The organism is Glycomyces rhizosphaerae (genome assembly GCF_042647865.1).
Classification (GTDB): Bacteria; Actinomycetota; Actinomycetes; order Mycobacteriales; family Micromonosporaceae; genus Glycomyces; species Glycomyces rhizosphaerae.
In genome coordinates this window covers 324,519-344,141 of record NZ_JBHRWO010000004.1, presented here as the reverse complement: position 1 = coordinate 344,141, position 19,623 = coordinate 324,519, and the positions used below count along the sequence as shown (strand labels likewise).

The window sequence follows — 19,623 nt, the reverse complement described above, 5'->3', positions numbered from 1 at the left end:
GTTTGTGGACGGCCTGTGGCAGACACGCCTCACATTCACGTTTCGCGGGGCGCTAGATCCGGAAGGTCCCCTCGGCCACGATCACGGCCGGGCCCGTCAGGTACAGCGTCTCGTCGGTCACGGTGATGGTGAGCGTCCCGCCCGGGACGTCCACTTTGCACACACCCGTGTCCTGGCCGGCGTGCCGCAGCGCGACCGCGCCGACCGCGCACGCGCCGGTGCCGCACGAAGCGGTCTCGCCGACGCCCCGCTCGTGGACGCGCATCCGCACCTGCGGCGCCGCGCCCACCACGAACTCGACGTTCACGCCGTCAGGGAACACGCCCGCGTCGTAGCGCGGCTGGTGGAACAGCTCCAGAGCCTCCAGCTCCGCGTCGTCCCCGAGGTGGCACACCAGGTGCGGGTTGCCCATCGACACGGACTGGCCGGGCCAGGTGAAACCCTCCACCGAAGCCTGCGAGACCGGCCCGAACGCGGCCGCTCCCATGTCGACCCGCAGCTCATCGCCCTCGACGTACACGGTCTTGATCCCCGCGCGCGTCGCCACGGGAACCTCCGGGCCCTCGGCCAGCCCCTGCTCCAGCAGGTAGCGCACGAAGACCCGCACGCCGTTGCCGCACATCTCGGCGATCGAGCCGTCCGCGTTGCGGTAGTCCATGAACCACTCGGCCGCCGGGTCCTCCGAAGGCGCGACGCGCAGCAGCCCGTCCCCGCCGATCCCGAAGCGGCGGTCGCACAGGAGCGCCACCTGGGCGTCCTTCAACGGCAGGGCGTCCTTGAGGTCGGGCACGATCACGAAGTCGTTCCCGGTGCCGTGTCCCTTGGCGAAGTCGATGGTCGTCACTAGGCAATTGTGCCCCACGGCTCCCGCGCTAGCCTTATGCCGTGACTGAGACGACCGACGCCGGGCCCCTCGCCGACCTGAAAGCGAAGTTCCCCAACGGGGTGTGGACCACCCGCGCCAACGCGCGGCTGCAGGACGCGCTCATCGAGGGCGCCGGACTCGGGCGCCTCCAGCCCGCCGTCGGCTGGGCCGCCCGCATGCAGGCCACCGAAGCCCCCGAACCGTTCACCGCCCCGCAGATGCTCCTCTTCGCCGGGGAGTACCCGGACGGCTGGGCCTCCGGCGACTACGCGCCCGTCGAAGAGCAGGCCACCGCACTCGAAAAGGGCGAAGGCCCGCTCGCCGAGCAGGCCGCCCGCGCCGGGCTGCCCGTCACCGTCGTCCGCACCCCTGTGAGCGAAGGCGTCGAAGGCCCGCTGCTCGACGAGACCGAGCTGACCGAGGCCCTGCGCCTGGGCCGCGAGACCGCCGACCGGGCGATCGACGGCGGCGCGGACCTTCTCCTCATCGCCGGACTCGGCGCCGGCGCCTCGACCGCCTCCGTCGCGGTCTGCTCGTTCATCGCCAAGGACGACATCACCACGTACATGCCGCAGCTGCACGCCCCCAACGGATCGGTCTACGACTCGGCCTGGATGGGCCGCATCGCCGCCCTGCGCGACCACCTCGCCTTCAACCGCGGCTTCAAGAGGAGCCCCGAAGCGCTCGTGTCGCGACTCGGCGGGGCACAGCTCGGCACGATGGCCGCCGCGATCTTCACCGCCGCGACCCGCTCCACCGCGATGCTCATCGACGGCCCGGCCGCCATGGCCGCCATGATGATCGCCCGCGACTTCGGCCTCGCCGCGCCCAAGTGGTGCTACGCGCCGAACCGCTCCGCGCACCCCGTCGTGGTCAAACTCGCCAAGCAGGGCGGCCTCGCCGACGACCTCGGCTTCGAGCTCGACCTGCCCGACGCGGCCGCGCTCCCTCTCGGCCTGGACCTCCTCCAGCAGAGCCTCCGGATCTCCCAGGCCCTCCCGATGCCGGTCAAGGAAGAGCCCGAGCCGGAACCCGAGCCCGTGGCCGCGGCCCCCGAGACCACCCCGGTCGCGGACGGCCCCGAGGTGTCCGCCGACGCCGAATCCGAAGCGGCCGCGGAGAAGCCGGCCGAAGCGTAAAGGCACGGCACCTCAGAGATCGGTGCCCGTCGCCCCGCCGTACTTCGCGATCTTGTACTCGGTCGCCACGAGCGAGAGCGTCAACTCCCGGATCTGGCGCCGCACGGTGTCACGGTGCTCCACGAGCATGTCCAGCCGCTCGGGCTCCGTCGCATCCCCCGCGTCGACCAGCGCGATGTAGTGCTGCAGGTCGCGCATCGGCATGCCCGACAATCGCATCCGGGTCAGGAACACCAGGCGGCGCACCGCCTCTGCGTCGTAGACGCGGTGGCCGAGCCCGTCGCGGGCGACCTCGACCAGTCCGACCCGCTCGTAGTAGCGCAGCGTGTGCGCGGAGAGGTCCAGCAGCTCGGCGACCTCGGCGATCGTCATCGCCTCGGGGAGGTCCGCCGGGTCGATGAGGCTGTGGATCGCCTCGACCGACACCGGGCCGTCCTCGCCGAGCATGTCCAGGACGCGCGCCATCAGTTCATCGGTGGCCATAACGGCGAGCCTAGACCGGCCGCACCGAGGCGGGCACGTCCTCGAAATCGGCCGAGCGGGCGGTCTCGGCCCAGCGTTCGAGTTCCTGCAGGTCGCGGCGGTAGGCACCGGAGAGCCGTTGCACCGCTTCGGACCCGAGCGGCAGTCGCAGCGGCACGTCATCGCCGTGGGCGAGGGACACGATGATCGCGGCGGCCTTCGCCGGGTCGCCCTCCTGGCGGCCGTCGGCCCCGGCCATGTCCTTGCGGACGGCTTCGAGCACGTCCCGGTAGGTCTCGGAGACCTCGGCGAATTCGAGCACGTCGGCGGCGTTGAAATCGGTCCTGAACCGGCTCGGTTCGACGAGCATGACGCGCACCCCGAACGGGGCGACTTCTCCGGCCAGCGCCTCTGACCAGCCTTCGAGGGCGAATTTCGAGGCGGAGTAGGTGGAGACGCCGGGGAAGGAGGTGCGGCCGCCCTGCGTGCTCATCTGCACGATGGTGCCGGTGCCGTGCGACCGCATCACGGGCAGTGCGGCCCGGACGAGCGCGGCGGGCCCGAACAGGTGCAGGTCCATGAGCTCGCGCAGCTGCGCGTCGGCGATCTCCTCGACCGCGCCGACGACGGCGCGGCCCGCGTTGTTGACCAGGACGTCGAGTTGTCCGAAGCGGTCGAGGGTCGCGCCGATGAGTCCGGGGGCGGCCGCGATGTCCCGCACGTCGAAGGCGATGGCGGCGAACGTGTCCGGATGAGCGGCTTCGAGGTCGGCGACGCTTTCGGGGCGGCGCACGGCCGCGACGACGTTGTCGCCTACCGCGAGTGCCTCGGTGGCGATGGCGCGTCCGAGTCCGCGGGAGGCGCCGGTGATGATCCAGGTTCGGGCAGTGGTGTCGTTCATGCCGGGAACGCTATGGCTTCGAGCGCGCTCGAACGCAAACCGAAGTGGGCAGGAGCACGGTCGGCCGTGGCCTCGGAAGGTGTGACCAGCGGGAATGATTTGTCCCCCAGTAGACTCGGCCCTCATGAGCGCCTCCCGGCTCCTCCACGCCCTCGCCGATCTCGCCCCGACCTCGCAGCCGTCGCAGCAGCGGCTGCTGCGCGACCATCTCGGGGAGCAGTGCGTGTGGAGCAAGGATCTCGACAATGTCCGGGGAGCCGCGGAGCTGGCGAAGTACGACGAGCTGCACCGCGACGAGCGGCTGCTGCGTCAGGGCTGGGGTGTCGTCGTGGGCCGCACCGAGGTCGACGGCAAGCAGCGGCGCATCCGCGTCCCGCTCGTCAACCGCCCGGTGCGCCTCCGGGCGGACGCGGCGCGATCCGAAGTGCAGGAGGTGATCGCGGCGGGTGATGTCGAGGTGCATGAGGCATTGGCGGGCACCGAATTCGCCGCGCAGCTCGAAGCCGTCTTCGACCCCGAACGCAGCAGCGCGGTCCTGGAGGACCTGACCTGGCTCCAGCGGGCGGCCGAAGCAGCGGGGTTCGCCGACACCACGCTCTGGCACCTTCCGGCGCAACGCGACCCGGATCGACTCCTGGTGGTGGTCAAAGCGGTCGTCTACATTACCGCCGACCAGGCGCCGACCCCTCTGGCCAGCGGTCTGCGCGGCTGGGCCGTCCGTCCTGGTGTCGACGGCACCGCGCTCACCGCGATGTACGACCCGTCCGACGACCTGCCCGCGACCGACGATCGTCCACTCTGGTCACCATTGCCGCTCAGCCGCGAGCAGACCGCAGCCGTGATAGAGGCCCGCACCGCACCGGTCACGGTGGTGGCCGGTGCCCCGGGTTGCGGCAAGAGCCACACTCTCGCCGCGATCGCCTTGGACGCCATGGCGAACGGGCAGTCGGTGCTCATCGCCACCCAATCGGTCCACGCCGCGGACGTCCTCGCCGACCTGCTCGACCGCCACCCCGGTCCCCCGCCGGTCCACTTCGGCGATTCGGAGCGGCGCGATCGGTTCCTGACGCGCATCAGCGGCGGCACTGCCAAGGGCCGCAAGGCCCGTGAAGTGGAACGGCAACGGCAGGCCGCGACCGAGGCGACCGAATATGTCCAGCGGGTCGAGGCCGAGGTCGCCGAGTGGCTGAACATCGAGAGCCGTCGTAGCCGGGCCGAGGACCTGCCGTCGTTCCTCCTCGATGACTACCCGGGCCTGCGGGAAGCCGATCTGGACCGCGCGGAGCGACTGCTCGCCATCGCGAACAGCGCCGATGACGGTTGGTGGCCGCGGCTGCGAGCGGGCGTCGCCCGGAGACGCCTGCGCCGCATCGCCGGAGGCGACGGCGCCACGGCCTCGATCGCTCGGGCGCTTCGTGCCGCCCGCGACCAGCGTGACGCCGCCCGCCTGGCGTCCGCGGGCGGGCTGCGTCTCGCGCCGCTCTGGCGCAGCCTCGAAACCGCTGACGCTGAAGCAGCCCAGGCGATCGGGCAGGCCCTGACCATCGAGACCGAATCGGCGCAGCGCCACGACGCCGCCTCTCGCCGCGCCGTCGCCGAACTCGCCGCCGCCCTGCGACGGGGCGGCCGACCGCAGCGGCGCACGCTACTGGAGCAGGTGAACGCGAAGGCGCTGCTCCAGGCCATGCCATTGTGGATCGGCACGGTCGCCGACGTCGAGGACGTGCTCCCCGCCCGCCCGGGCATGTTCGACCTGGTGATCCTCGACGAGGCCTCCCACATCAACCAAATGCGGGCCGCCCCGGTCCTTGCCCGCGCCCGCCGCGCGGTAGTCGCGGGCGATCCCCGGCAGCTGCGGTTCGTCTCCTTCACCGGCGCCGCGAAGACCGAGGACGTCCTGGCAAATCACGACCTGTCCGATCGATTGGGGCAGTTGGACATCGGCAAAGTAAGCGCCTACGACCTCGCCTGCGGGGCCGGGCCGGTGGTCGAACTGACCGAGCATCACCGCAGCGTGCCGCATTTGATCGGGTTCTCGGCGGCGAAGTTCTACCACGGGCGGGTCAAACCGATCACTACTCATCCGCGCAACCACGAGGCGGATGCCATCACGGTCCACCGGGTCAATGCCAAGTCCTCTAAGGACGGGGTAATCCCGGTTGAAGTGGAACGGTCAATCGACCTCCTGGCGGAACTCGTCGACTCCGGCGCGACCGGGCTGGCCGTGATCTCCCCGTTTCGGGCCCAGGCCGAGGCGATCGAGGCGGCCATCCTGAAGCGCTTCGACCTCGAAACCATTCGCCGCCACCGGCTTCGGACCGGCACTGTGCACGCGTTCCAGGGCAGTGAGGCAGCGACCGTGATCATCGCGCTGGGCGTGGCCGAGGGTGACACGGCGGGACGCCGGCGCTTCGCAGCAGGGGCGAACTTGTTCAACGTGATGGTCACCCGGGCACGGGAGCACCTGCACGTGGTGACCGCGATCGGCGAACCGGACGGTCTCATCGGCGAGTTCCTGCGGTATGCCGACCAACCACCGCGCTCGCCGGGCAACGGCGAGTCGGTGGGCGAGTGGACGGCGAAACTGGCGGACGCGCTTGAAGGCGCGGAAGTGCCAGTGCGCCAGGCATATCCGGTCGGCCATTGGACGGTGGACCTGGTGCTCGGTGAAGCCGAACAGGCAATCGGCGTAGTCGCCGAGGTCCACCCTGAGGGCCCCGAAGCACACATCGCGCGCCACCGGGCATTGCACCGGGCGGGCTGGCGAATCGAAGAGGCCTTCCCATCGGCCTACGACGACGACCCGTCAAGGGCCGCAATCGATCTACTCGCCGACCTCGCGGCTCACTGAGAGGCTCCGTCACTCCCCGACTTGCGGATCTGCCCCCACGAGACCACGAGCTGCATGCCGAGCAGGTTGATGATCACCGCGACGCCGTATAGCAGCGCCGCGCCCGCGAGGGCGGAGAGGAACATCCCTGCACCACCGATCAACCCGCCCCCGATGCCCAGGATCAGGATCACCACTGCCAGGATCGTCAACCCGCCAGAGGCTTTTCCGGCCCGGTTCAGTGCTTTCTCTACTTCGCCGTCAAATTGCTCCATCGGCTCAGCCTAGTGAATTTGCGGCGTGCTTGATGGCCTCGGCGACCGAATCCGCGGTGTGTGCAGGCCCGTACTCGGACCGCGACCACTCACGTCCAAGATGGAGCCAAACGCTGCGCAGGCCGAGCCGGTGCGCACCGAGAATGTCCGCGTCATCCCGATCGCCGATCATCCAAGCCCCGTCAAGAGAAGCGCCGACAGAGTCAGCAGCCGCACGAAAGATCCCGGCCTCGGGTTTGCGCGACCCCACACCCTCGCTGACCACGGTCGCATCGACCAGGCGATCCAACCCAGAGGCAATGACCTTGCCGGTCTGTTGCGGCACAGCGCCATTGGTGACGATCACCAGCTGATGCCCGGCCGCCCGAGCCTCCCGCAGCGCGTCCACCGTCGCCTGTGCGACCCGCGCGTGTTCCCGCGCCCCACGCCGCAAGAAGTCGATGACCTCGCCCTGATCGATCCCAATCGGATACCGCTCGATGATCGCCTTCGAGACAACGGTTCGCGAGACATAGCCCGAACCATCGACGGACATTACCCACTCAACGTCCTCAGCAGGCAATTCATGCGCGGCCAAGAACTCGACAACCCCCATCCGGAAAGCCGCATCCCGATCGATGAGCGTGTTGTCCAGATCCATCATCAGCAACGTCATGCGCCCGATGCTACGGACCACCAAACCCCCCGGCAAACGCGTTCCCACAAGACCGCCTGCAGCCGATAGCGTCTGCACATGACCCATCTCCCCCAAGAAGTACTCGACGGCTTCGCGGCCAGCTACGCCGTGGCGTGCGCATTCGCGACCGACCCCGAAGGCCGCGCGCTCATCGTCAAGCCGACCTACAGGCACGAATGGCAGTTCGTGGGCGGCATGGTCGACCGGGGCGAATCCCCGCACGAGGCATGCGCGCGGGAAGTCAAGGAGGAGATCGGCATCGACCTCACTGTTGGCGACCTGCTGGTGCTGGACTACGTCCCGGACCACGCATTCGTCTCGGCCCCAATGACGATCTACATCTTCGACTGCGGCACGGTCGACGACCCAGATCGGATCCGCCTGCAGGAAGACGAGCTCGAGGCCTTCGCGTTCCTACCCGCCGACGAGGCCGCATCCAGGTTCCACGCCACCAACGGGCCTCGTCTCAACCTGGCCGTTGAAGCCCGCCGAACCGGCTGTATGGCGTATGTGCCGCATGGCGGCTCTGTGCACTGAGAGCCCTCGACTCGATCCTTATGCGGGAGTGGAAAAGCCGGGCTGGCGGTTGCGCACCGGCATTGCGGTTAGGACGGCCCGGTGTTCGAGCGGGCGGCGACGAGGAGGTGGATGGGTAGGGTCGGTTCTCGGGTGGCGGGTCGGTTTGGGTTGGGGCGCAGCGGTTCTGGTGGTGGTGGGGGCGGGAAACGTGAATGTTTTCGCGCCGTGTGGGTGTTGCCGTGTGGTCTGGGGTTGCGGATAATTGAAGATACGTACAAGGATGCGAAATCCGAGCAGATGAACGTAGAGTCTGGTGGTAAGCAGACTACGACATGAGCCTCTGGCCAGATACTCCGTTCACCTCGTAGAAGCCAAGTTGCGCCAGCCAGATTGGGAGCTGGACAGATCTGCTTCCTTGCTTGTGCCATTGCTTTAGGTGACGGGTCCTCGCAGGTATGGACCGGCCGACGGCGACCGGTGGGTGTGGTTCCCTGCCGGACACGAACGGCCCGTGGCAATCCGGCCGGTCACGACAACGACAGCAAGAACATGGGCGCCTGATGGAGCAGGCCGCCAACGGCACGACGATCCCTGGGTTCGCGACCACGATCAACAGCGACCCGACCTACCAGGCCCGACACCCGAATCGACCATGCACGAAGGAGGTGAACACACCATGACCATGACTGATGCGACCGACACGACCCCGCCGGGTGCTCGGCGGCGGGAACGAACCCGCCCAACCGGGCAGGCGGCACCGTTTGGCACCGCCACGGCGAGCCGGGCTGCCCTGAGCGCGGCGACTGGCACCGGGGAGGGCGCGGCGGCCATCACCGCCGCCCCGAACATCGGGACCGGTTCTGACCGGACCGTCGCCAACTGGCTGCGACCCAACCGGAACGGGTCCGAACAGGCCGCACCGACCGACACACACCCAGCCCGGCGGCGGCAACGACCGACCCGGCCCCGAGCACACGACCCAGGGCCCGATCCGGCGCCGCTGTCGCTGTCGCTCGCCGCTTGTGGCGCAATCGAATCGAGATCGATGGCACCAGTGACCACAGCTGCGCACCTAATCAAGCATCGGCATCGACCGCCCCGGCACCGGGGACACGACCCAGGCCCGGATCCGACCTGGCCGTCGCTGACCGCCTGCGGCGCAAGCACAGTGAGACCGAGAGGCGCTGCCGACCGGCACTGCCCATTCGGCTCGGACCCAACACCGCCCGACCACAGCCAGGCCGCGAACTCCCCGGTCAGCCCCCGCCTCGCTGTCGCTGACGGCTCGAAGCCTGCCCGAATTGCGGCCGAGCGGGAACCGACTACCGACACCGCCCCGGAGGCTGCGCGGGCATCGTCGGCCAGCCACGCGCGATCGTGGAAGCTACGCCAACCGGCACCGGCCCGGCCATTCGCGGCGACCGGCAGTGCGAGGAACGCGGCCGCATCTACATCGAAGGCCCCTCGGGCACAGTCTTCGGGTTCAAGCCGGAGTCGACCCCGACGCCAACGGATCTGCTGCGCTCGGTGTGGGGCGAGGAGGGATGGGCAGGGCTGGTCCGCGGAGCCTGGGATCCTCGCCGCGACGGCGTCGGACACGGAGAGCTGCTCTGGACCGAAGACGCAGGTGAAGGCCATTTCGAGGCATTCGAGGACGCGGACCGCCTCAAGCAGCGCTACCACGAAGTGTTCGCCGATCTGCACCGACGCAGCCTCGCCCGGGACGCACTCCTGATAATCGATGCTGAGACCGTCCACACCTGGAGAAGCGCCGACCAAGCCCAATAGCACCGGGGGCACCACTGTTGCTCAGGCCGCGGCAAGCCCCCTGATCCGACCAGCGCTGGGGGCGCTGGCGCTCATGTTCGGAGGCGTTGTCCATCGCCGACGCAGCCTCGATCGTCAGGCGAGGCCTTCGGTGATGCGGAAGTCGCGTTCGAAGCCGTCGGGGAGTTCGGCCAGCGCCTCCTGGTAGGCCGCGCTCTCGTATGCGGTGACCGCCTGTTCGAAGCTGTCGAACTCGATCAGGACGACGCGCTCGGCGATTCCGGCTTCGTGTGCGACGACCCGGCTGCCGATGCTGGCGAGCACCCGCCCGCCTGAGGCCTTGACGGCTATACCGGCCAGTTCGTTGTAGACGACGAGCCCCTCAGGGTCGGTAATGGCGGGGTAGACGCTGACCCAGTAGCCCATGGGCATGGAACCTCCAGTGTTGAAATGGGTGCTTCGAATTCCGAAGCACTGCTGCGATGTGCGAGACTACCGTTTCGGAATCCGAAGCACAAGAGTTGACGGAGAGTTATGAACGCGTCGCCGACGCCCATGCCGGGCCGGCCGGTCCGCGGTTCCACCACGGGACGATCGCTGATGGCGGCACTGGACCTGTTCGGGCGCCGCTGGACGCTGCGCATCATCTGGGAGCTGGGGAACGAGCCGCTCGGCTTCCGGCTCCTGCAGCGGCGCTGCGACGACATGTCGTCAAGCGTCCTGCAGCAACGGCTCACAGAACTCCAAGAGGCTCGGCTCGCCGAGGTGCTGCGCGACGGCAGCTACACCCTCACCCCGCTCGGCCACGACGCCCGCGAGTCCCTCGGGCCGGTCATCGAGTGGTCGCGGCGGTGGGCTGCCGAGCTTGCCGACGCCCCGTCCACTGCCGCCGAGGGTACCGGCGACTGCTAAGCCCCCGGATGAACCTTGTTGCAACACAATAGATTCAACCGGAGGCTTCCTCAATTCTCAAACACGGCCCAACCCCTGCCCGAATCCATTGCGGTCAGAGCGGGGGCTCGCTGATTTCCTCGGGCCAGGTGATCTCGTCTGGGTCCGGGTTCTGGTGGAGGCCTTCGAGGCCGCCCCTCATCAGCTGCTGTCTTGCCGCCGCCTTCGCAACTAGTCGCGCCACTTCGATGGCGCCCTTCGCCTGGAAGTGGGTGTTGTCCTGGATGCCGTCGGGGTAGTTCTCGTGGCCCGCTTCGATCCAGAGGAAGTAGTCCTTCGTTTCCTCCTCGCCCAGGCGGTTCCAGAGGCCGAGGCTGTCCGCCTGCAGGTCGATAAGCGGGACGTCTTCTTCCTCCGCCAGCGCTCGCATCGCCTCGGGGTACTCCCCCAACGTCTCGACGGGCTTGCCGTCCTTGAACCTGCGGCGTTCGACCGAGGTGACCAGGACCGGGTTTGCGCGGTGGAGCCTGGCGGCATCGATGTAGCCGCGGAGGTATTGCTGGTAAGTCGTGTAAGGGTCGGTGCCGCGGTTCGGGTCCTCGATCTTCGAGTCGTTGTGGCCGAAAGAAATGAGGAGCCAGTCCCCAGGCTGGATCTTCGCTGCGATCGCGTCGAGGACGCCCTTGTCCGTGTGGCTCTTGGAGCTCGCCCCCGACCAGGCCCGGTTCTCCACCGCGACATCGCGAGTCGTGAAGACCTCCAAGGCCTGGCCCCATCCTGCCCTCGGCGAGCGCCATTCGGCGTAGGTCGAGGCCGTCGAGTCTCCGGCCACCCAGATGGTGAAGTCGCGGGTCTTCGGCGCGGGCGCGTCCGGTTCGTTCTGCGGGGTCCAGTCGCCCAAGTAGGCCTCCGTGGTGTGTTCGGCCGCTTCGTCTTCGGCAAGTTGGCGCGGCCGGGTGGTCGGGTCGATGATCGCGGCGCCGGGGCCGATGTTGGCGTATTCGGCGTACCGCTGATCCTGCCAGGGGTAGCCGCTGCTCATCACCGTGTACGGCGCGGCGGCGTCGATGCCGGGGCCGAGCCAGCTGTCGCGGATCGTGAGGGAGGGCCAGGCGGTCGTGTTGGAGCCGGGGACCCAAGGCCGGGAGAGCTTGTACTCGGCGTCGCCGGCCGCGGAGGTGACGCGGCAGCCGGTGGCCAGGTAGCCGTATTCGAACTCGCGGGAGGTCGAAGGGGCCCAGGGCATGCCTTTGGGGGTGAAGGTCACGTCCCGTTCGACGCAGTGGATCTCGCAGCGGTCGAAGACTGCCGTGCCGCGGCCGAAGATGAAGTCGACGTCGCCTTCGATGTGGCACCGGCGGTAGTACTGGCGGGCGGCCGCGGTCACCGCGGAGCTGTCGGCGTAGAGCGTGTCCTGGTGTCCGAGGAAGCGGCAGTGGTAGAAGGCCGTGCGGTCGCCGCGGACGCGGCAGGCCACGGCCTGGGTGCCGCTCGTGCCGGGGTGGTCGGCGCGGAGCCAGTCGTTGGCGAAGGTGATGGCGTGGGCGGTGAAACCGGCGGCGTCGAGTTTGACCGTGGCCGATCCGGCGGTGCCGACGGTGGTGCCGTCGGGGTTGAGGGTGCCTGCGGCCAGGTCGTAGACGATCACGACGTCGTGGGGGTCGTTCGTCGCGCCGATGAACCGGAGGTCGGTCTGGGCGGCCGGTACCTGGACCAGCTCCCGGTAGGTGCCTTGGGCGATCACGACGGTGGCGCCGGGGACGGCCGCGTTCACGGCCGCCTGCACTGTCGTGTGGTCGCCTCGGCCGTTCGCGTCGACGTACAGGGTGTCCGGGGTGAGGCGGTCGTCTGGTGAGCCGTAGCGGCCGAAGGTGCCGCGATTCGCGTGTGCCGCAATGGGGATCGCTGTAGCGGCGGCCGTGGCGGCGCCAGCGGTGAGCAGGAGTCGGCGGGTGAGGGGAGGGGCCATGTCAACCCTTTCAGGATGTGTGACAGCGCTTACCTCGATCACGGTAACCGATTGCCTCATTACATTCAAGACCTTCTATGGGTCGATCTTGCTGGAGCGCAGCACAAAGCGGCCCCGCAGCGAAAGCCGCCGGGCCGCTGGAGTCCGAACCTCAGGCCTCGGCCGCTTCGCGGTCCGGTTCCGGAGCGTCCTTGGTCGGGCGACGGGACCAGTAGGCCGCCAGAAGCGAGCCGGAGATGTTGTGCCACACCGAGAACACCGCCGCGGGCAGGGCCGCGACCGGGTTGAAGTGGGCCGTGGCGAGCGCGGCGGCGAGGCCGGAGTTCTGCATGCCGACCTCGATGCTCACCGCGCGTCGACCGGTCACCGGGAGGCGGCCCAGCCTCGCGAGCGTGTACCCGAGCGCGAGTCCGAAGCCGTTGTGCAGCACCACGGCCAGGACCACGAGTGCACCGACCTTGAGAAGCGAGCCGGCGCTGCCGGCGACGACCGCCATCACGACGAGGGTGATGCCGAGGACCGAGATGAGCGGCAGCGCGTCGAGGACCTTGTCGATCAGGCGCGGGACGAAGCGGCGCAGCAGCAGGCCGATCACGACGGGGACGAGCACGATCTGGATGATCGAGACGAACAGGTCGCCCGCGTCGACCGGCAGGAACTCGCCCGCGAGCCACAGCACCAGGACCGGTGTCAGCAGCGGGGCGAGCAGGGTCGAGACCGAGGTCATGGCAACGGAAAGCGCAGTGTCGCCTTTGGACAGGTAGACCATGACGTTCGAGGCGGTGCCGCCGGGAGCGGAGCCGACCAGGATCATGCCGACCGCGAGCATCGGCTCCATGTCGAAGGCGACCGCGAGGCCGTACCCGGCGAGGGGCATGACCAGGTATTGGGCGATGACGCCGATGACCACGGGCCAGGGCCGCCTGCCGATGATCGCGAAGTCCTTGGGCTGCAATGTCATGCCCATGCCGAGCATGATGATCATGAGGAGGTGGGGGACGATGGCGCCGAGCGGGGCGAAGGTGCTCGGGGTCGCGAAGGCGACCGCCGCCGCCGCGAACACGATGGCGGGCAGCCACGTTCCGGTGAGGTCGCTGATCCGTTTCAACATCAGGGGGAGTCGCTTTCTGCTTGGACCGCTTGGGACGTCGTTGCCTCTGAGCAGGGGAGCGAGGGGTGGCGGACGGACGCGGGACGGCTGACACTCTACTCGCCCACCGGCTGTTGGGAATCTGATTCCCAAAGTGTGGCCGCCTTAAGGCATGGAAAGAGGCGCGCGGGCGGTCTCACCGTTCCACCCGCGCGCCGGCTCGGTCAGTCGTTGACCGCCCGCAGGACGGGCTTGGCGACCAGCGCCTGCTGGAGTTCGGGCGAGGCGGCGATCGCCCTGCTGCGAACGATGAACGTGACCGTCTCGCCGGGGACCAGCGTGATCAGGGCCTTGTCCACCAACGCGTCCGGGTCGAGCCGGTCGGCGAACAGGCACAGGTCGCGCAGCACGCTGTCGGCGGTGACGGTGACGGCCACGCCGCCGTCGAAGACGGCGACCTCGGTCGTGTACCGGGCCGTCGGCCAGTCCATGTCCTTGTCCTCCTTGGTGAACCAAGTCGCGCGGGGGAAGTCCTCGCGGCCGGTCAGGAGGAACTCCCCGTCCTTGGGGATGGAGCCGGGCTCGAGTTCCAGCACCGCCTTGTCTCGCGGGTCGATCGCCATCTGGACGAGCGCGCGCCCGATGATGCGGCCCTCGGCGTTGCACTTCCAGAAGCCGATCACGCCGGCCCAGGCGTCGGCCGAGTCGTTGACGACCACCATGTTCAGGCCGTCGCCCTCGGGCTGGAAGGTCACGAGGCGGTCGGCGTAGACGTCCTTGAGCGCGTACCACAGCGGCTTGAGGCGCTCTTCGCCGTCGATCGCGGCCCAGGAGGTGACAGGCCAGCAGTCGTTGAGCTGCCACACGATCGCGCCGGTGCAATAGGGCTGGAGCGAGCGGAAGTACTCGATGCCGAGGCGGATCGCGCGGGCCTGGTTGACCTGCGTGAAGTAGAGCCAGTCGTCGAAGTCGCGCACCGGCGGCAGGTGGGCGTCGAGGCCGCGCTGGAGTTTGCCCTGCCCGTTCTGGGCCTTCTGGTGCCACAGCATCGCCGGGGTCTCGGCCTCGAGCGGCTCATCGGTCACCATGTGCCGCACCGTGGCCCACGCGGGCGGGGCCTGGTAGCCGAATTCGGCGACGAAGCGCGGCTTCCAGTCGCGGTAGCGGGTGTAGTCCTCGTCGTTCCACACGTCCCAGATGTGGACGGACGCGTGCGCCTGCTCGTTCGGATGCAGTTCGCGCTCACCGGAGTAGGGGCTGCCGGGCCAGTACGGCCGGGTGCCGTCCACTTCGGCCACGAGCTTCGGCAGCAGGTCGTGGTAGTAGCCGGCGCCCCAGGTGCGGTCGCCGAGGTCGCCCTGCCAGTCCCAGTCGTGCCAGCCCCAGATGTTCTCGTTGTTGCCGGTCCAGGTGACCAGGCTGGGGTGCGGGGCGAGGCGGGCGAGGTTGTCGCGGGCTTCAGCCTCCACTTCGGACCAGAACGGTTCCTCTTCGGGGTAGGCGGCGCAGGCGAACAGGAAGTCCTGCATGACGAGGAGGCCGAGGTGGTCGCAGAGGGCGTAGAAGTCGTCGGATTCGTAGATCCCGCCGCCCCACACGCGGATGCAGTTGATGTTGGCCGCCGCGGCTTGGGAGAGGCGGCGCCCGTAGCGGTCGAGGTCGACCCGGCTGGGCAGGACGTCGTCGGGGATCCAGTTGACGCCCTTGACCCAGATCGGTTCGCCGTTGACCTTGAGCTGGTACGGGCGGCCGTGCTCGTCGGGTTCGGTGTCGAGTTCGACAGTGCGGAAACCGATCCGGCTGTGCCAGTTGTCGAGCACATCGGGCCGCGAAACCAGGTCGACGCTGACCGGGTAGAGGCGCGGCTTCCCGTACCCGCGCGGCCACCACAGCTCGGCGTCGTCGACCTCGAAGCGGATCTCGGCGCTGTCCGCTCCGGCGGGCACCGCGGCCACGTGGCCCCGGCCCTCGAGCATGCAGACGAGTTCGAGGTCGGTGTCGGCCGCTTTGTCAAGGCGCACGGCGAGATCGAGGATGCCGCGCCCGTCAACGACGTCGACGCGCGGGATCACCTCGGCGATGCGCGCGGTGTTCCAGCACTCCAGGCGCACCGGCCGCCAGATCCCGGCCCCGGCGAGGTTCGGTCCCCAGTCCCAGCCGAAGTTGCAGGCGGCCTTGCGGATGAAGTTGCCGGGCTCGGGGTAGGCGTTGGGCCGGTCGCCGAGGCGGTCGCGCTGGACCTCGGCGTAGGCGTACGGCGACGTGAAGGCGACTTCGAGTTCGTTGGCGCCCTCGCGGATCGCCTCGCGGGCGTCGAAGCGGTAGCGGCGGTGCATGTTGGCGGTCTCGCCGAGGACGGTGCCGTTGAGGCTGATCCGGGCGATCGTGTCGAGCCCGTCGAAGGCGAGGTCGATCCCGTCCCACGCCTCGGGTTCGTACTCGAAGACGGTGCGGTAGGTCCAGTCGGTCCTGCCGATCCAGGCCAGTTCGCGCTCGGTGTCGTCGACGTACGGGTCGTCGATGAGGTCGGCCGCGAGGAGATCGGCGACGACCTCCCCGGGGACCGTGGCGGGGATCCACTCGACGTTCACCGGCGAGTCGTCGTCTCCGGTGACGGTGCGGCCCCCGACGTTCACGGGCGCCTCGATGTCGCCGGAGAGTTTCCAGCCCTCGTGCAGGGTTCGCTTGGCGATCAAAAAGACTCCTATGCCTTGATACCGGACAGGGCGATGCCCTTATGGGCTTCGCCCATGATGCTGCGCTGCTGCTTCATCAAGGGCATCGCCGCGTTGCTCACGCCTTGATTCCCGAGAGGGCGATGCCCTTATGGGCTTCGCCCATGATGCTGCGCTGCTGCTTCATCAAGGGCATCGCCGCGTTGCTCACGCCTTGATTCCCGAGAGGGCGATGCCCTTGATGAAGTGCTTCTGGAACAGGAAGAAGAACACCACCGTCGGCAGCGTAGCCAGCATCGAGGCGGCCATCGCCACGCCCATCGACCCCGGGCTGGAGACGATCGTGTTGTTCAGGTTCGACAGCGCCACAGGCAGGTTGAACAGCTCGTCGGTGCGGATGATGATGAGCGGCCACAGGAAGTTGTTCCACTCCCCCAGTGCGACGAAGATCGCCATCGCCGCCAGCGCGGGGCGCAGCAGCGGCAGGACGATCTGCCACCAGATCCGCCATTCGCTGGCCCCATCAACGCGCGCGGCGTGCACCAGGTCGTCGGGGATCGACCGCAGGTACTGCACCAGGAAGAACACGACGAAGGATTTCGCGAGCCCGGGGATGATGTAGCCGAGGTAGGAGTCGGTCATGCCGAGGTCGGAGGTGAGCAGGTAGTTCGGGATGAGGCTGACCTGCCAGGGGATCATCATCGAGGAGATGATGACCACGAACACGACGCGGCGGCCGGGGGCCTGGGTCTTGGTGAGCATGTAGGCCGCGAGCGAGGCGATGAGCAGGCTCAGGACGGTGACGACCACGGTGATGCCGAAGGTGTTGGCGGCGAAGCGGAAGAAGCCGCCCGCGACCTCCTCCCAGCGCTGGAAGACGCCGGGCACGCTGTCCTTGTCGCCGAGGGACGGGTCGTAGAAGGAGTCCAGGGACGGGTCCTTCGGGTAGAACGTCGGCGGGTTCTGCATCAGCTCGGGCACGGTTTTGAACGCGGCGATGATCATCCACCAGAACGGGATGAGCACCACGGCGGCCCACAGGTAGAGCGGGAGGCGGACCAGTTCGGCGGCGAGGTTGAACTTCCTGGGCCGCTTGGTATCGGGCTTTTGAGAGACTTGATCTGCTGCGGCGAGGGTCTTGGCGCTCACTTCTCGAACTCCTTGAAGGTCTTCGTGACTCGCAACTGGACCAGGGTGACCAGGAAGATGATGAGGAACAGGACCCAGGCGATGGCGGAGGCGTAGCCGAGCTGGAACCGGTTGAAGCCCATGTCGTAGAGGTAGGGGACGATCGTGAGGGCGCTGTCGAGCGGGCCGCCGACGATCGAGGCGGAGCGGCGCCACAGCAGGTAGACCGGCTCGAAGATCTGGAACGCGCCGATCGTCGAGGTGATGATGACGAAGACGAGCACGGGGCGCAGCAGCGGCAGCGTGATGTGCCAGAACTGGCGGCCCTTGGAGGCGCCGTCGATGGAGGCCTGCTCGTACAGCTCGTCGGGGATGGCGTTGATGCCGGCGACGAAGAGGACCATCGCGTAGCCCGCGCCGCCCCAGACGGCCATGGCGACCAGGACGGGGATGCTCACGGCCGGTTCGGCGAGCCAGGCGCGGTTCTCGCCGCCGAAGAAGCGGACGACGGTGTTGCCCAGGCCCCAGGAGTCGACCATGAAGATCCAGCGCCACACCAGGATCACGCCGACGCCGGCGGAGACCGAGGGCAGGAACAGGATGGTGCGCATCAGGCGGTCGCGCATCGAGGTGGTCTTGAAGGCGACGGCCAGGACCAGGCCGAGGGCGATGGTGAGGACCACCGAGAAGACGACGTACTTGAGGGTGTTCCAGATGGCCTTGTGGAAGCGGTCGTCGCCCCGGAACAGCTCGGTGAAGTTGTCGAAGCCGACGAACTCGGGGGCCTTGATGCCGTTGAAGTCGGTGAGCGAGTAGTAGAACGAGCGGCCGAGCGGGTAGATCAGGAAGACGGTGAACAGCAGCGCGAAGGGCAGCAGCATGGCGTAGGCGGGGCCGTAGCGCTGGAGGCGGTGGGACGGTCGGCCGCGGCGCGGTGCGGGCCCGGCGTCCGGGCCGGGCGCTTCGGCCCGCTCGGGGCCTGCGGTCTGCTTGAGGGTCAAGGGAGTTCTCCGAGGCGGTGAGGCGGGCGGGGGCGGCGCAGCGCTTCGGCGCCGCGCCCCACCCGGGAGACTGCTACTTCTGGTTGGCTTCCATCGCGGTCTTGGCGGCGGCGAGGGCCTCCTTGACCGGGACACCGTCGAGCACAATGGACTGCAGGGCGAGCTGGACGTCGGGGGACGACGGCTCCCAGCCGGAGCAGTTGGGCGGGCCGACGGAGGTCTCGAAGATCGAGGTCAGGGTCGTCTTGTTGGCGTCGTCGAGGTGGGTGTCCATGACCTTGTCGGTGCGCGGGGGCAGCCACAGGACGTTGTTCTCGGCGGCGGTCGCCAGCATCGCGGCGACGCCTTCGTCGGAGTAGACCATGTCGATGAACGCGGCGGAGGTGCCCGGTGCCTCGGACTGCCCCATGACGCCGATGACGTTGCCGCCGATGAAGGAACCGGCGTTGGCTGGGCCGGCCGGGAGCGGGGCGGAGGTCCACTTGCCTTCGAGTTCGGGGAAGCCGACGGTGAGGGTGTCGTAGTTCCAGGAACCGCCGGTGGCGAACACGTACTCGCCCGCGGACATGCCGACGCCGAGGTCGGGCTGGTCGGTGGGGACGTTCTGCTCGCTGAAGCGCTTGGCCCAGTACTCGGTGCCCTCGACGACCTCGGGCGAGTCGATGGTGATCTCGGAGCAGTCCTCGCTGTAGAGGCTGCCGCCGGCCTGGTGCATGTAGTTGAACCAGTCGAGCCAGCCGATGGGCTCCCAGGTGGCGGCGAAGGGGGTCTCGTAGCCGGCGGCCTGGAGCTTGATGATGGCCGCGTCCATCTCGTCCCACGTGGCCGGGACCGCGATGCCCTCCGCCTCCAGGATGTCGGAGCGGTAGAACATCGAGTAGGTCGTCATGTTGAGCGGGACGCCGTAGAGCTCGCCGCCCGGGGACTCGATGGACTGCCAGAGCCCTTCGATCACGTTGTCCTCGAGGTTCTGGGTGTCGTACTGGCGCAGGTCGACCAGGCCGCCGAGCTCGCCGAACTCGATGCCCCAGGAGAGGCCGCCGGTGAAGATGTCGGGGCCGTCGCCGCTCTGGATGGCGGTGAGGAACTTGGTGTGGGCGTCGGCCCAGTCGACGATCTCGACCTCGACCTTGACGTCGTGCTCGGCCTCGAAGAGGACGCCGACGGCTTCGATCATCGGCTGCTGGGAGGCGTCGCCGGTGTGCCAGATGGTGATCGAGTCGACGTTCTCCTCTTCCATCGTGGTGCCGCCGCCGCCCCCGCCGCCGTCGGAGCAGGCGGCTGCGGTGAGCGCGATCGCGGCCGCCGCGGCGGCCGCGCTGAAACGCTTGGTTCTCGAGATCACGGTGACGTTCACTCCGTTCAGGGGAAGGGGTTCACCGGCGCGCACGGCGGGTCCCATGGGCCTCGTGAGGCCGCAGTGCTTAACCGGATA

17 protein-coding genes are annotated in these 19,623 nt (G+C 68.5%); 5 read left to right on the top strand and 12 right to left on the bottom strand.

Annotation, left to right across the window (positions count from 1 at the left end):
- Window positions 1-52: 52 nt before the first annotated feature.
- Window positions 53-835 (bottom strand): diaminopimelate epimerase, encoded by a 783-nt coding sequence (gene dapF / locus ACFO8M_RS02435; RefSeq protein WP_387971168.1) that lies wholly within the window; start codon window positions 833-835, stop codon window positions 53-55.
- A gap of 50 nt (window positions 836-885) precedes the next feature.
- Here dapF and ACFO8M_RS02430 point away from each other — a divergent pair, with 50 nt between their 5' ends.
- Window positions 886-2,004: a nicotinate-nucleotide--dimethylbenzimidazole phosphoribosyltransferase gene (locus ACFO8M_RS02430; RefSeq protein WP_387969990.1), complete on the top strand. Its 1,119-nt coding sequence runs from the start codon at window positions 886-888 to the stop codon at window positions 2,002-2,004.
- Between the two features lie 12 nt (window positions 2,005-2,016).
- On the opposite strand, the gene ACFO8M_RS02425 is transcribed toward ACFO8M_RS02430, so the two are convergent.
- On the bottom strand, window positions 2,017-2,487 hold the full coding sequence (locus ACFO8M_RS02425) for a MerR family transcriptional regulator (RefSeq protein ID WP_387969987.1): 471 nt from the start codon (window positions 2,485-2,487) through the stop codon (window positions 2,017-2,019).
- 10 nt (window positions 2,488-2,497) lie between these two features.
- Window positions 2,498-3,367, bottom strand: a complete 870-nt coding sequence (locus ACFO8M_RS02420) for an SDR family NAD(P)-dependent oxidoreductase (protein WP_387969984.1) — start codon at window positions 3,365-3,367, stop codon at window positions 2,498-2,500.
- A gap of 124 nt (window positions 3,368-3,491) precedes the next feature.
- Between ACFO8M_RS02420 and ACFO8M_RS02415 the strand changes: the two genes are divergently transcribed.
- Window positions 3,492-6,218, top strand: a complete 2,727-nt coding sequence (locus ACFO8M_RS02415; RefSeq protein WP_387969982.1) for a DEAD/DEAH box helicase — start codon at window positions 3,492-3,494, stop codon at window positions 6,216-6,218.
- On the opposite strand, the gene ACFO8M_RS02410 is transcribed toward ACFO8M_RS02415, so the two are convergent.
- Window positions 6,212-6,472, bottom strand: a complete 261-nt coding sequence (locus tag ACFO8M_RS02410) for a hypothetical protein (RefSeq protein ID WP_387969979.1) — start codon at window positions 6,470-6,472, stop codon at window positions 6,212-6,214. The two genes, ACFO8M_RS02415 and ACFO8M_RS02410, sit on opposite strands and share 7 nt — an antisense overlap.
- 4 nt (window positions 6,473-6,476) lie before the next feature.
- A complete protein-coding gene (locus ACFO8M_RS02405) occupies window positions 6,477-7,127 on the bottom strand; it encodes an HAD family hydrolase (protein WP_387969976.1) in 651 nt (216 codons plus the stop codon).
- Window positions 7,128-7,205: 78 nt separating this feature from the next.
- On the opposite strand from ACFO8M_RS02405, the gene ACFO8M_RS02400 reads away from it, so the two are divergent.
- Window positions 7,206-7,685 carry an NUDIX domain-containing protein gene (locus ACFO8M_RS02400; protein ID WP_387969973.1) on the top strand — a complete coding sequence of 160 codons (480 nt, stop codon included), beginning with the start codon at window positions 7,206-7,208 and terminating at the stop codon, window positions 7,683-7,685.
- 1,359 nt (window positions 7,686-9,044) lie between these two features.
- A complete protein-coding gene (locus tag ACFO8M_RS02395; protein WP_387969970.1) occupies window positions 9,045-9,455 on the top strand; it encodes a hypothetical protein in 411 nt (136 codons plus the stop codon).
- Between the two features lie 114 nt (window positions 9,456-9,569).
- On the opposite strand, the gene ACFO8M_RS02390 is transcribed toward ACFO8M_RS02395, so the two are convergent.
- A complete protein-coding gene (locus ACFO8M_RS02390) occupies window positions 9,570-9,866 on the bottom strand; it encodes a DUF1330 domain-containing protein (protein WP_387969967.1) in 297 nt (98 codons plus the stop codon).
- Between the two features lie 168 nt (window positions 9,867-10,034).
- On the opposite strand from ACFO8M_RS02390, the gene ACFO8M_RS02385 reads away from it, so the two are divergent.
- Complete coding sequence (locus ACFO8M_RS02385; RefSeq protein ID WP_387969965.1) at window positions 10,035-10,346, top strand: winged helix-turn-helix transcriptional regulator; 312 nt, start codon at window positions 10,035-10,037, stop codon at window positions 10,344-10,346.
- A 94-nt stretch (window positions 10,347-10,440) separates the two neighbouring features.
- On the opposite strand, the gene ACFO8M_RS02380 is transcribed toward ACFO8M_RS02385, so the two are convergent.
- The 6 genes from ACFO8M_RS02380 to ACFO8M_RS02355 form a co-directional block, all read right to left on the bottom strand.
- Window positions 10,441-12,294: a pectinesterase family protein gene (locus ACFO8M_RS02380; RefSeq protein WP_387969962.1), complete on the bottom strand. Its 1,854-nt coding sequence runs from the start codon at window positions 12,292-12,294 to the stop codon at window positions 10,441-10,443.
- Window positions 12,295-12,445: 151 nt separating this feature from the next.
- Window positions 12,446-13,405 (bottom strand): bile acid:sodium symporter family protein, encoded by a 960-nt coding sequence (locus ACFO8M_RS02375; RefSeq protein WP_387969959.1) that lies wholly within the window; start codon window positions 13,403-13,405, stop codon window positions 12,446-12,448.
- A gap of 203 nt (window positions 13,406-13,608) precedes the next feature.
- A complete protein-coding gene (locus ACFO8M_RS02370; RefSeq protein WP_387969958.1) occupies window positions 13,609-16,080 on the bottom strand; it encodes a glycoside hydrolase family 2 protein in 2,472 nt (823 codons plus the stop codon).
- A gap of 186 nt (window positions 16,081-16,266) precedes the next feature.
- Entirely contained in the window at window positions 16,267-17,208 is a 942-nt protein-coding gene (locus ACFO8M_RS02365) for a carbohydrate ABC transporter permease (RefSeq protein ID WP_387969956.1), read from the bottom strand.
- Complete coding sequence (locus tag ACFO8M_RS02360; RefSeq protein ID WP_387969953.1) at window positions 17,205-18,188, bottom strand: carbohydrate ABC transporter permease; 984 nt, start codon at window positions 18,186-18,188, stop codon at window positions 17,205-17,207. The genes ACFO8M_RS02365 and ACFO8M_RS02360 overlap by 4 nt, the downstream gene beginning before the upstream one ends.
- A 73-nt stretch (window positions 18,189-18,261) precedes the next feature.
- Window positions 18,262-19,533: an extracellular solute-binding protein gene (locus ACFO8M_RS02355; RefSeq protein WP_387969951.1), complete on the bottom strand. Its 1,272-nt coding sequence runs from the start codon at window positions 19,531-19,533 to the stop codon at window positions 18,262-18,264.
- Window positions 19,534-19,623: the final 90 nt, after the last annotated feature.